This is a genomic window from Planctomyces sp. SH-PL62, assembly GCF_001610895.1.
GTDB lineage: Bacteria > Planctomycetota > Planctomycetia > Isosphaerales > Isosphaeraceae > Paludisphaera.
Window position 1 is genome coordinate 2059749 of the sequence record NZ_CP011273.1, and the last position, 12719, is coordinate 2072467.

Below are 12719 nucleotides of genomic sequence, written 5' to 3' on the forward strand. Positions count from 1 at the left end.
GAAAGAGGGTCCGGTTTTGATGGGCATCCGAAGGCGTCGTCGCTCGTTCATTCCCGTGGCGGGCGTTCTGGAACAACGAAGGCTCCTGACCCTCTCCGCGCTCTGGCTGGGCCAGGACGGCGGCGATTACGTCGGCACCGAAGGGACGCTCGTCCAGCAGGCGCCCAACGACTATCAAGACGTCCACTTCCGGCTGACCGGCCTCACCGGGGAAACGGTGGCGCGGGTCGAGGTCGAGCGTTACGGCGGCGGCGGTTGGAGCTGGAGCCCCCTGGGGGGCAAAAATGCCTTCTTCCGGCCCGACCCCTCGAATCCGACCCTCGGCGACCTCTATCTGGAGCCCTACTTCGCCGACCCGGCCGGGACGCTCTACCAGGCCGTTCGGGTGATCTACGCCGACGGTTCCGTCGCCCAGGCCGACGTGCGCTCCACCACGGCCGTCGATCCCAACCTCCGCACGCCCGGCAAGGGTCTCGAAGCGAGCTTTCTCGGCCAGGACGGGCAGGACTGGACCGGGGCCTCGATCGCCGTCGGTCCGGACGGCCATCAGGACGTCCACGTCGCCATCGCCAACCTCTCGGCCGGCGCCGCGGGCTACGTCCGGATCACCGCCGCGACCACCCCGCCGCGTTCCTGGGAGGCCGGCGTCAATCCCGACGGCCGCTGGAACGCCGAAATGCTCGACCGGGCCGGGACGAGCGCCACGCTGGGGACGACGGCCGACCTCTTCTTCTCCTCGGACGTAAACCTCGCCAATGTGCCGTTGACGATCCAGGTCTTCTACGACCATTGGAATCCCGACTACCGATCTTACACCAATCGCAGCGGCAAGAGCGACGTCGTCGTCGTCACGGCCGGCGCGACGTCCCCCGGCCTGGCGACGCCGGCGGTCGCCGAGGCGAACCTGTCCGGGTTCGTCGCGTCGAGCCGTCCCCAGGACGCCCAGTATCCGGGATTCTCCCACGCCGCGATCGACGCCGCAAGCCTCGCCGCGCTGCCGTCGCCGCAGTCGTTCGCCACCATCCGATCGGCCGTCCTGAGCGATCGCCGGGGCGCGGCCTGGCTCTTCCTCAAGCCGGGCGCACCGGCCCCGTACACCGGCTTCCCGAGCCCGACGGCGATGCGGCTCGACGCGGCCTCGGGAGTCCTCGACTTCCCCCCCGTCCGCGACGAGAGCGGATCGACGCTCACGCTTCGGCTGACGTTCGACGACGGTTCCGAGGCCGTCTCCCGGTTCGCCGCCGCCACCGCCGACCTCGGCCGCCTGGCCGTCGACCCCCGCGTCGGGGCGACGACCCGGATCGTGGCCGACGCCGCCGGGCTCCTCGCCGCGATCGACGCCGGAGCCCCGTCGATCCACCTCCAACCCGGCGTCTACGCGCTTCATCAACCTCTGAACTTCAACCGTCCCGTCCGGATCACGGCTGCGGCCGGGGCCGTGCTGGAGTTCGTCCTCTCGGACGCGGCGGGCTCCCCCTGGGCCTCGGCGACGGGCGCGATCCAGATCCGCGCCAGCCACGTCGCGCTCGACGGCTTCGCGATCCGATTCCTCGGCTCGACGGCCCTCTGGAAATCCTCCGCCCGCAACGTGATCCAGGCCGGGATGGGGACCGTGGACGTCGACCTGGCGTTCACGAGGCTGAATATCACGGCTCCGGCGGCGGCCGTCGCGGGGGTTTACGAGCAGGCCGTGGCGCTCATGAACTTCGAGGACGGCGACACCGGCCTGATCGCCGAAAACGTCCTGCAAGGGGGCTGGATCCAGCTCGGTGCGGCCCCCTGGCGGGTCGTCGACAACGACTATCGCGGCGCCCTCGCCGACACCATCTCCCCCACATTTCTGAACGCGCACCGGAGCTTCGACCTGGTGATCCGGGGCAATCACGCCCACGTCATGGCGCCAAGGGGTATCACTCAGCGCTTCCTCGTCCTGGGCAACGCCGACTCGGGGCAGGGGATTGGCAACCTGATCGAAAGGAACACGATCGACGGAGGCATCGGCACCCCCGCCTCGGGCGCGCCGGACGGCTACACGAACAATCCCGAGATCATCCTCACGGAGACCTATCAGCCGAGGTTCGAGGGCGTCCCGTCGGCCGTCTCGCCGGACGGCTTCATCGTGCAGATCCCCCACCTGCGCGGCCCGGTTCCACGAACCGGCGACGTCGTCTCGATCTTGACCGGTCCCTTCGCGGGCCAGTGGCGGATGATCGCCCAGACGCTCGGCCCCACGAGGTATCTGCTCGACGAGCCGCTCCCCCAGGGCGATTTCGTCATCGCCGTCGGCCGGGGGTTCGTCGACCAGACGTATCGCGATAATACGATCGACCTCCGGGGCATGAGCGCGAATAACGTGGCGGTGGTCATCAGCGGCAACCACTGGAACCAGCGTATTGAAGGCAACACGTTCCTCGGCGGCTCCTCGCTGCGGATCGAGGCGGGCTCCAGCGAGGGGGCCTTCGAGGGCCCTCACCCCGCACCCTGGGGATGGTCGCGGCTGCCGGTGCTCGGGCTGAAAATCAAGGGGAACACCTTCGTCGACTCGGCCGCGACGATCCGGGTCTCCCACGACCGATGGGCGAGCAAGGCGAGCGCGGGGCGGACCTACCTCGCCGGCGATTTCTCGGACAACGTCATCCTCTGGTCTAACCCTTCCCGGCCCGCCGTGACCATTGGCGCAATGGGCGATCCGGGCCGGGGCGAGCTTCCCTACACTCTCTCCAACAACCCCTGGATGACGCCCGTCGAGATCGTCCTGACCACGCGCGGCAACTGGGGACGCGCCCCCGCGACGGGCGCCCCGGCGACGATGCGCGTGCTGGCCGCGATCCTCGACGGCGCGACGGCCGACGACCGACTGTTGAGCCTGCCGACCGCCTCGATCGTCTCGGCCGCGTCGCACGGCCAGGACGGGCGCGACTTCATCGGTTCGGGGCCGAACTCGACAGGCCCCGACGGCTTCCAGGACGTCCACATCGTGCTGGCCGGACTCCCGGCCGGGAAGACGATCGCCAGGGTCGTCGTCACCGGCTCCGGCGGGGGCGAATGGCGATACCAGGGCGCACCGGGAACCGATCGGGCGGTCCTGGTTCGCAACGGCGTGAAGGCCGACCTATATATTCAACCGTATCAAGACGAATCCGGCCGGTCGCTCGTCGTTGACATCTACTATACGGACGGCACTTCCTCCCGGGCGATGATGAACAGCCTGTACGCCTCGGCCAAGCTGCCCATGCCGGTGAACGTCTCGAACAAGGCCGCGACGGCCGCGATCACCGCGAGGGGCGACAACGCGACGGCGGGGGAGTCTCGAATGCACGCCTTCGACGGCGACCCCCGCACGAAATGGCTGGACTTCTCCCGCACGAGCTGGATTCAATACGAATTCGCCGGGGGCGTCACCCAGGTCGTCACCCAATACACGATCACCAGCGCCAACGACACCGCGACCTTCCCAGGCCGCGCCCCCAAAAGCTGGGTCCTCAAGGGCTCCAACGACGGCGTCACCTGGACGACCCTCGACGTCCGCAATGATGAGGCGATCATCACGAACCTCACCAGCCGGACCTATACGATCGCCAATTCAACGGCGTTCCACTTCTACCGGCTCGACGCCATCGTCAGCAACGGCGACCCGATCATCCAGATCGGCGAGATCACTCTCCAGACCCATCGGGTCGTCGCCGTCGCCTCGGGAGGGTCGACGTCCTCGTCCCCGCCCCCCTCCACGGCTCCGTTCGGGTCGGACGCCTACTTCACCGGCGGGATGACGTCGAGCACGACGCACGCGATCGACGTGAGCGGCGTCGCTTCTCCCGCGTCGCAATCGGTATACCAGGCCGAGCGATACGGGAATTTCACGTATACGATCCCGGGATTGACGCCCGGCGGGATCTATACGGTACGCCTGCATTTCGCGGAGATCTACTGGTCGGAGATCGGCCGGCGGACGTTCGACGTTTTCCTCAACGGGACGAAGGTCCTGGAGCGGTTCGACATCCTGGCCGCGGCCGGGGCCGGGAACCGGGCGATCGTCCGCGAGTTTACGGCGACGGCAGACGCCGCGGGGAGCATCGTCGTGGCCTTCAACGGCGACGGCCAGCCCGATTACGCCAAGGTCTCCGGCATCGAGATCGTCGCGCCCGCCTTCGACCTGGCCCGGGGCAAGACCGCGACCTCTTCCAGCGACGAGAGCCCCGGCCACGCGGCGGCGGCGGCCCTCGACGGCTCAGCCGCGTCGCGATGGTCGAGCGGCCAGTGGATGCGCCCCTCCTCCGTCGCCTGGTTCGTGATCGACCTGGGCGCGATCCGCGACTTCGACCGCGTCCGGCTGACCTGGGAGGCCGCGTTCGCCGTCGATTACGAGATCCAGACGAGCGACGACGGCGACTCCTGGACGACCGTCCGCTCGGTCGTCGGCGCGACCTCCGGTGGCGTCGTCGAGCAGACGAATCTCAAGGCGCGCGGACGTTATGTCCGCATTTACATGACTCGCTATAACGCGACCAAAAACTACTCCTTGTACGGCGTGAACGTTTTCGGCTCATGAAGCGGCCGGGCGTCGCGGCGCGGGTTGTCTGATCGGCCGGATTTCGTTAGATTGGAGAAAATCGACGGGTGCCCGCCCCGGCTTCGCGCCGCGGGGGGGAGAATAGGGAAGCCGGTGGGAATCCGGCGCGGGGCCGCCGCTGTAATCGGCCAGGCTTCGGACGCTGCGACCACTGCCGAAAGGCGGGAAGGTCGTCCGAGAGCCGCTACGAGCCGAGAGCCAGAAGACCTGCCCGTCGAATCGATGTCGAGACGCCCCGGCCGCGAGCGTCCGCGCGAGCCCCGACGGCAGGCCCACGCCCGCCTCGATCGAGCCCGCCGGATGCGGCCCCCGCGCCGACCCACCCAGCCCGACCCGGCTCGATCGAATCGAAAGGCCCTCCCCGATGCCTCCCTTCCCCGCCCCGCGCCCCTTGCGCCGGGGGTTCACGCTGATCGAACTCCTGGTGGTCATCGCGATCATCGCCGTCCTGATCGCCTTGCTGCTCCCCGCCGTGCAATCCGCCCGCGAGGCCGCCCGGCGCATCCAGTGTCGCAACAACCTCAAGCAATTGGGGCTTGCGATGCATCAATATCTCAGCGTTTACAACGTGCTCCCCAAGGGAGGCCCCGGGGGCATCGTCTCCCCCAGCGTCCTCGCCTCGCCCGCCGGCCACGAGCTTCGCGTGCTGAGCTGGGGATCGGCCATGCTCCCGTACATGGACCAGGCCCCGATCTACAACGCCATCAACCAGACCCGGTGGTACGTGCAGGACGAGAACCTGACGGCCAGCCAGGCCCGGCTGTCGACCTTCCTTTGCCCGTCGAACCCGGCTGGAGACGTGGGCAAGCCCAACGGCGACGACCCGACCTCGCCGGTGATGGGCCGCAACGATTACGGCGGCAACTGGGGCGAGCGCGCCTTGCGCTGCTATCCCGCGTCCAATTGCCAGAATAATTATGGGACGTCCGCCGGCGAGGGTCGGGGAGTCATCATGCATCGCGACGAGCCCAACATCACCCTGATGGATATCCCCGACGGCACGACCTATACGGCCGTCCTGGGCGAGGCCCCCAACGCCTTGCACGGCCTCTGGATGGGCCACAAAAACTTCTTCGACCAGAGCGCGCCGCTCAACGCCCGCTACAGCTCGTCCCCAACCGGCACCTTCGCATCGTGCCAGGTCATGAACACCGACAAGCGAAAGGGCCAGCTCGGCTGCGACTTCGGTCAGGAGTTCCATTCGTACCACGTCGGCGGGGCGAACTTCCTGATGGTCGACGGCTCGGTCCGGTTCCTCAAAGAGTCGATGGACCTCAGGGTCTTCTCAGCCTTCCTCTCGCGCAAGGGCTCCGAGATCATCAGCGCGGACGCCGAGTAAATCGGCCCTACCCCGGCGACGAATCCGACCGCCCCGGAAATCCTCTCGACCCGCCCGACCCCGACGACCGATAACCCGAGAGGACCACCCAGTCTTCCGAGGGGCAATGTGCGATGGCGGGACGGACGGCCCCTGAGCGGAGGATCGACGGAACGACCGTCCGACGGCTCATGGGAGCGGCGATCGTCGTCCTGCTGGGCCTTTGCGTCCTGGTCGATTCCGCCGCCGCCCAGGGGATGAGTTCGGGTGGGACGCCTTCGACGGGAGAGGCCGAGGAGGGCGCACGCGGGTCGGCCCTCGGGCCGCTCGACGGCGGCGAGCCGGGCGACCCGGAGCGGTTCGGCGGCCTGCAAGGGGGCGCGGGACGCTCCGGGGGGACGACCGGATCGTCGGGACGGAGCCTGACGCAAGGGAGCCCCGGCGACCCGGACGAGTCGCTCCTCCCGCCGCCGATCGGATCGTCGGGCGCGAATCTCGGCGACGGCTCGCCGGGTGCCTCTGGGCCGGGCCTGCTGGGGGGCCGCCTCGGCCGTGCCGCGATCCCCAACATCCGGCCCGGCGGCGGATCGCAACAGGGCCGGGCCTCGCCGCTGGCAGGGCGGATCCAGAAGGAACGGACCGATGTCGAGCCCCTGGACTTCGACGCGGGCACTCTCGCCAAACGTCCGAGGCTCGAACTCCCCTCGACGCCCGACGATCCAGGCCCCGCAGAGGGCCTGACCCTTGATGCGGCCCTGGATCGGATGCTGCAATGCAACCTCAACATCGTGGCCCTCCGCTATGAGATCCCCAAGGCCGACGCCGACCTGCTGACCGCCGGCCTGCGGAGCAATCCCATCCTCTACGCCGACGTGCAGGGAGCCCCCTACGGGCGATACACCGAGGAACGCCCCGGCGGCGGGGGACTGCCGCAATACGACGTGAACATCTCCGTACCACTGGACGTCAGCCGGAAGCGCAAGGCCAGGATGGAGGTCGCCGCGAAGGCCAGGAAGGTCACCGAGGCCCAGCTGCTGGACGAGCTGCGCAGGATGACCGAGCAGCTCTATACGGCCTACGTCAACGCCCTCGCCGCGCGTGAGACGGTCCGCTACAGCCAGGCCTACCGCGACGGGATCACCACGATCCTGGACGCCACCGAACGCCGCCGGGACCAGGCCGAGGGCCAAGATCGCGAGGACCTCGACGAGGCCGTCGCCGAGTTGCGCAGCCGCGCCAGCCAGGCGGCGTTCCAGCTCAAGCAGGCGGAGCGGGCGTCGACCCGGACCCATCGAACGATCGGGCAGCTCCTCTTCATGCCTGGCAACGAGATCCGGTCGCTCCGGCTCCGCGGGCGGCTCCGCGAGGATGTCCCGATCCCCGACGACGCCAGCCTCGTCCGCACGGCCCTGGAGCACCGGCCGGATCTGGCCGCCTATCGCCTGGGGCTCCTTCGCGCCGGGGCCGACGTCCGGCTCGCGCGCGCCAACCGCTATTCGGACGTCTACGCGGTCTATCAGCCCTACACCTTCCAGGACGGCCAGTATCAGGGCGTGAAGAGCGCGCGGTCGTACGGCTTCGGCGTCAACATCGCACTGCCGATGTTCAACCGCAACCAGGGCAACATCCGCCGCGCCGAGGCGAACGTCGCCCAGACGCAGGCCGAGGCGCAGGCCCTCGAATACGAGATCATCCGCGAGGTCGAGGATCAGGCCCAGGACCTCCGCGACACCCTGGCCTCCGTCGAGGAACTGGAGCGGGACGGCCTCACCGCCGCCCGCAAAAGCCGCGACGCGGCGTTCCGGGCCTTCCAGGCCGATCCCTCTCGAGCCGGCGACTTCCTGGGAGAGCAGCAGGACTTCGACGAGGTCGTCCAGCAGTATCGCAACGCCCTGATCGAGCTGCGACAGGACATGCTCGACCTGAACATATCCACCGGAGTCAAGATGTTCCCCTAGCCCGCCCGGCGCAGCCTGGCGGGCCGTCGCCGGTCGGGATAAGCTCGGCGAGGTGCGAACGGAGCGCTTCGGAGTCGATCGGGGTCGAAACGGGGGCGAGGCCATGTCGAACGAGTCGTGCACGCCGGATTCCGGCTGCTGCGGGCCGAACCGCAGGCGGTTCATCCAGGTCATAGGCCTCGGCGCGGGGGCGGTGCTCGCGGGGGGCCGACCCAACGGGGCGATGGCCGGTCCCTTCGACGCGAAGGACTTCGAACGACTCGTCCCCGCCGACAAGAAGCTCGATCCCGCCTGGGTCCGCTCGCTCTTCGAACGCGGGCGGCCGACCGTTCATCAAGGGTCGGATCTCGACCTGATCGGCATGCCGATCGGCGGCCTCTGCGCGGGGCAGCTCTACCTGGGGGGAGACGGTACGCTCTGGCACTGGGACGTCTTCAACGAGACGATCCGCACCAACGAGGCCCACTATGCGAACCCCTTGCGGCCGGCGTCGCCGGTGGACCAGGGCTTCGCGATCCGCGTGAAAAAGGGCGAGGCGGGCGAGGTCCGCACGCTGGACCGCAAGGGGTTCGCCGAGGTCCGCTTCCGGGGCGAGTATCCCATTGGCGTCGTCACTTATGAAGATCCCGGCGTCCCCTTGCGCGTGACGCTCGAAGCCTTCTCGCCGTTCGTCCCGCTGGACGTGGACGCCTCCAGCTTGCCCGCGACCACACTGACCTACACGATCCGCAACACGTCGGACGCGGCCGTCGAGATCGAGTTGGGGGGGTGGCTCCAGAACGCCGTCTGCCATGTGACCGGGGAAGCCGGCGAGGGGACGCTCGTCAACGAGGCCGTCCGCGAGCCCGGCCTGCTGGCCGTCGCCTGCCGCGCCGAGCCCGCTCCGAAGACTTCGAAGCCGTCGCGCCCGCCGATCCCGATCGCCGACTTCGAAGGCGAGGACTACGGCGGCTGGATCGCCGAGGGCGAAGCGTTCGGCGATCGTCCGAGCGCGGGGCAGGGGCCCGGTCAGACGCTCAGGGGCTATCAGGGGAAGGGCCTCGTCAACACCTGGACCGGGACCGACGCCCTGACCGGCCGGCTGACCTCTCCGCCATTCGTGATCGACCGCGATTACGTAAACTTCCTGATCGGCGGCGGAGACCACCGTGATCGAACCTGCGTCAACCTGACGGTGAGCGGGCGCGTCGTGCATTCGGCCGTCGGAGAACGCTCGGATGCGATGACCTGGCGGTCGTTCGACGTCCGCCGCCACGTCGGCGAGACCGCCCGCATCGAGATCGTCGACGCCCACTCCGGCGACTGGGGACATATCGACGCCGACCAGTTCGTCCAGGAGGATGAGCCTCGCGCCGGGCAGGGACCGGTCGAACGCCGCCGCGACTTCGGCACCATGGCCCTGACGCTGCTCGCCCCCACGGACGAGGACCGGGCCCTGGCCGCGACTCGCTCCGGCAGCCCCGCCGACGGCCTCTTCGACGCCCCGCCGGAGCCGCACGCTCCGTTCGGATCGAAGCTCGTCGGGGCGATCATCCGACCGATGACCTTGCAGCCGGGCGAGGAGCGGTCGGCCACGTTCGTCGTCGCCTGGCGCTTCCCCAATCTGTCGCTCCCCGGCGTCAACCTGCCGAAAGACCTGGGGCGGCATTATGCGAACAGGTTCTCGGATGCTCACGCCGTGGCGCGGTACGTCGCGGCGGACTGGGAGCGGTTGGACCGCGAGACGAGGCTCTGGCGCGACGTCTGGTACGATTCGACGCTCCCCTACTGGTTCCTCGATCGGACGTTCGCGAACACGTCGATCCTGGCCAGTTCCACGTGTCACCGCTTCGGCGACGGCCGCTTCTACGGCTGGGAAGGCGTCGGCTGCTGCGCGGGGACCTGCACCCACGTCTGGCATTACGCGCAGGCCGTCAGTCGACTCTTCCCCGAGCTGGAGCGGATCCTCCGCGAGCGCGTCGACTACGCCGAGGGCGTCGGCTTCGACCCCACGACCGGAGCGATCAGCCACCGCGCCGAGGAACCCGTCGGCCCCGCCGTCGACGGTCAGGCGGGGAGCATCCTGCGGACCTATCGCGAGCACCAGACCTCGGCCGACGGCGCGTTCCTGGCCCGACTCTGGCCCAGGGTCAAGGCGTCGCTCGAATTCCTGATCCGCCACGATTCCGACGGTGACGGCCTGCTCGACGGCGGTCAGCACAACACGCTCGACGCCTCGTGGTTCGGCGAGGTGCCTTGGCTCTCGTCGCTCTACCTCGCCGCGCTCAAGGCGGGCGAGGCGATGGCCCGCGAGCGAGGCGACGACGAATTCGCGGCTCGCTGCCGCGGGCTCGCCGAGAAGGGGGCCGCGAACCTCGCGAAGCTCCTCTGGCACGAGGACTTCGGCTACTTCATCCAGCGTCCCGACCCGGCGCACGCCAGGGCCGTCGGCTCATACGACGGCTGCGAGATCGATCAGGTCTTCGGCCAGCACTGGGCCTTCCAGGTCAGCCTGGGCCGCATCCTCGACGAGTCTCGGGTGAAAAAGGCGCTCGGCTCGCTCTGGACCTACAACTTCACGCCCGACGTGGGCCCGTACCGCGAGGCCTACAAGGCGGGCCGCTGGTACGCCATGCCGGGCGAGGCCGGGCTCCTGATGGTCACGTTCCCGAAGAGCCCCCGGCCGCCGATCGACGACCCCTCGGGGGGATGGTCGGCCATGTATTTCAATGAGTGCATGAACGGGTTTGAATACCAGGTCGCCGGCCACATGATCTGGGAAGGGATGGTCGAGCAGGGCCTGGCGGTCGCGCGGGCGGTGCACGACCGCTACGACGCCGGCCGTCGCAACCCGTGGAACGAGGTGGAGTGCGGCGACCACTACGCGCGGTCGATGGCGAGCTACGGCGTGTACCTGGCGGCCTGCGGGTTCGAGTACCACGGCCCGGGTCGTCGCCTCGCCTTCGCCCCCCGGCTCTCCCCGGACGACTTCCGAGCGGCCTTCACCGCCGCCGAGGGCTGGGGGACGTTCGCGCAGCGTCGCGAAGGCGAGGCGCTCGTCGCAACGGTCGACGTCCGTCACGGAAGGCTCGCGCTGGCGACCCTCGGCCTGGCGTCGACCCGACCGGCGGATGCGGTTCGCGTCGAGGCGAGCCTCGGCGTCGCACCGATCGCGGGGGTCGTTGCGCGACCGGCCGCGACACCGGGGATGATCGACCTGACGCTCCCGTCCGAAGTCGTCGTCGGGCCGGGACGGCCGTTGGAGGCGTGGATAAGGTGAGCCCGGGAGATCCCGAAGACGGGGGGACGGCGAGGATGGCGGCGGACGGTTTGCAGATCGACGAGGAGATCGAGTTTCAGCAGCGCATGTGGAGCTGGCAGCGCCGGGCATGGGGGGCCATCGCGGCCGTCCTCGCGTTCGCGGCCCTCGGCGGCTTCGGCGACGGCCCGCTCTCCTCCACCGAGGCTTTCGACGCGACGCGGAGCCTCCGCGTCTCCTACGAGCGGTTCGGCCGATTGGATTCGCCGACCACGGTCGAAGTCAGGGTCGAGCCCGGCGCCGACGGGCGGCTCGGGCTCCGCCTGGGCTCGCACTTCCTGGAGGACTTCGCGGTGGAGGGACTGGAATCGTATTCCGCCGCGGCCGTCTTCGACGGCGAAGGGGTGACCTTCTCGATCCCGGCGAGGCCGGGCGTCGGGGAGGTCGTCGTCGCCCTGGAGGTCCGCCCCAGGTCTCCGGGCCCGGCGCGGATCGAGATCGGACTCGAAGGGGGGCAGATGCTCTCGCTCCGGCAGTTCGTCTATCCCTGAAAACCGTTGAGTGGCCGAGAACTCCCGTCTCTCATGTGAACCCATGAAATGAATTCGATTCTTCGCGCCGTCGCGGTCTATGTGTTCCTCCTCTTCGTGGTGCGCGCGGCGGGGCGTCGCACGCTCGGCGAAATGCGGACGTTCGACTTCGTGCTCCTCCTGATCATGAGCGAGGCGACCCAGAATGCCATGATCGGCGACGATTTCTCGCTGACGAGCGCCGCGCTGGTCATCCTGACGCTCCTCGGACTCGACCTTTCCCTGGCGGCGGCGAAGCGGCGGTGGAAGCCGCTCGATCGGGTCGTCGACGGGCTCCCCACGATCCTCATCGAATCGGGCAGGCCGCTGGAGGATCGCCTGGCCTGGGCGCGCGTCGACCTGGAAGACGTGCTGGAGGCGGCCCGACGCTCGCAGGGACTCGAGTCGCTCGCCCAGGTCAAGTACGCGATCCTCGAGCGCAACGGCGACATTTCGATCATCCCCGCCGATCGCTGACCGGCCGAACGGCGGAGGCAGAACTCCGTATTTCTTAGGGGCGATTGCTTGACTCCGCGCGCCTTCGGAGTAAGTTAGAAAGGTAGAGAGTCAGTTTATGCTCGCTTGCTCCTCGGTCCCCGACGGAGAGGCTGAGGCGGTCGTGCGGATCGAAACGGCTCGATCAACCCACCCCAACCGGGCGTGACGGCCTCTCGCCCCGATGACGCGACGGCGTCGAGGAGCGGGACTTCGCCCGAATGTCATCGCAGTTCGGGCCGCGTGCGGCCTCGTCGCGCCGGGCCTTCGTCGTCCGCACGGGTTCGCCCCAGGCGAGGCCCAGCGAGCGGCGTCCCGGGCCCGAACATCGAAAGGATCTGACATGATCAACCGCAGAAATTTCGGATCGGCCTTGGCGGCGGCGGCGGCCTGCGGTCTGGCGGCGGCTGTCTCCGGCTGCGAGGATGCGGGGTCCGGCCCGGCTCCGGAGGTCAAGAAGGAGCAGGAAGAGGCGCGTAACAAGTCGATCGAATACATGCAGAGCAAGTCGGCCAAGAAGAAGAAGTCCTGACGCCCCGACGCGGGGATCGTTCCCGACGAGGCCGACGTT

Annotated in this window: 7 protein-coding genes and 1 riboswitch; all 7 genes read left to right on the top strand. The window is 68.9% G+C overall.

Annotated features, from left to right (window positions below):
* Nucleotides 1-19: 19 nt before the first annotated feature.
* Complete coding sequence (locus VT85_RS07850) at nucleotides 20-4549, top strand: discoidin domain-containing protein (protein WP_068412960.1); 4530 nt, start codon at nucleotides 20-22, stop codon at nucleotides 4547-4549.
* A gap of 49 nt (nucleotides 4550-4598) precedes the next feature.
* Nucleotides 4599-4800, top strand: a riboswitch (cobalamin riboswitch).
* A 134-nt stretch (nucleotides 4801-4934) separates the two neighbouring features.
* On the top strand, nucleotides 4935-5909 hold the full coding sequence (locus VT85_RS07855; RefSeq protein ID WP_068412963.1) for a DUF1559 domain-containing protein: 975 nt from the start codon (nucleotides 4935-4937) through the stop codon (nucleotides 5907-5909).
* A gap of 113 nt (nucleotides 5910-6022) precedes the next feature.
* The gene (locus tag VT85_RS07860; protein WP_068412967.1) at nucleotides 6023-7846 is read left to right on the top strand and encodes a TolC family protein; all 1824 of its coding nucleotides are present in this window, start codon (nucleotides 6023-6025) and stop codon (nucleotides 7844-7846) included.
* Nucleotides 7847-7949: 103 nt separating this feature from the next.
* Nucleotides 7950-11105: a GH116 family glycosyl-hydrolase gene (locus VT85_RS07865; protein WP_068412970.1), complete on the top strand. Its 3156-nt coding sequence runs from the start codon at nucleotides 7950-7952 to the stop codon at nucleotides 11103-11105.
* Nucleotides 11106-11140: 35 nt separating this feature from the next.
* Nucleotides 11141-11635 carry a hypothetical protein gene (locus VT85_RS07870; RefSeq protein ID WP_156512736.1) on the top strand — a complete coding sequence of 165 codons (495 nt, stop codon included), beginning with the start codon at nucleotides 11141-11143 and terminating at the stop codon, nucleotides 11633-11635.
* 48 nt (nucleotides 11636-11683) lie between these two features.
* Nucleotides 11684-12130 carry a DUF421 domain-containing protein gene (locus tag VT85_RS07875; protein WP_068412976.1) on the top strand — a complete coding sequence of 149 codons (447 nt, stop codon included), beginning with the start codon at nucleotides 11684-11686 and terminating at the stop codon, nucleotides 12128-12130.
* A 361-nt stretch (nucleotides 12131-12491) separates the two neighbouring features.
* Nucleotides 12492-12680 (top strand): hypothetical protein, encoded by a 189-nt coding sequence (locus VT85_RS07880; protein ID WP_068412979.1) that lies wholly within the window; start codon nucleotides 12492-12494, stop codon nucleotides 12678-12680.
* Nucleotides 12681-12719: the final 39 nt, after the last annotated feature.

Bases quoted from the DNA above. Each gene is read 5' to 3' on its own strand.
- VT85_RS07865 (WP_068412970.1), top strand. From the start codon at position 7,950: ATGTCGAACGAGTCGTGCACGCCGGATTCCGGCTGCTGCGGGCCGAAC.
- VT85_RS07875 (WP_068412976.1), top strand. From the start codon at position 11,684: ATGAATTCGATTCTTCGCGCCGTCGCGGTCTATGTGTTCCTCCTCTTC.
- VT85_RS07860 (WP_068412967.1), top strand. From the start codon at position 6,023: ATGGCGGGACGGACGGCCCCTGAGCGGAGGATCGACGGAACGACCGTC.
- VT85_RS07855 (WP_068412963.1), top strand. From the start codon at position 4,935: ATGCCTCCCTTCCCCGCCCCGCGCCCCTTGCGCCGGGGGTTCACGCTG.
- VT85_RS07850 (WP_068412960.1), top strand. From the start codon at position 20: ATGGGCATCCGAAGGCGTCGTCGCTCGTTCATTCCCGTGGCGGGCGTT.
- VT85_RS07880 (WP_068412979.1), top strand. From the start codon at position 12,492: ATGATCAACCGCAGAAATTTCGGATCGGCCTTGGCGGCGGCGGCGGCC.
- VT85_RS07870 (WP_156512736.1), top strand. From the start codon at position 11,141: ATGGCGGCGGACGGTTTGCAGATCGACGAGGAGATCGAGTTTCAGCAG.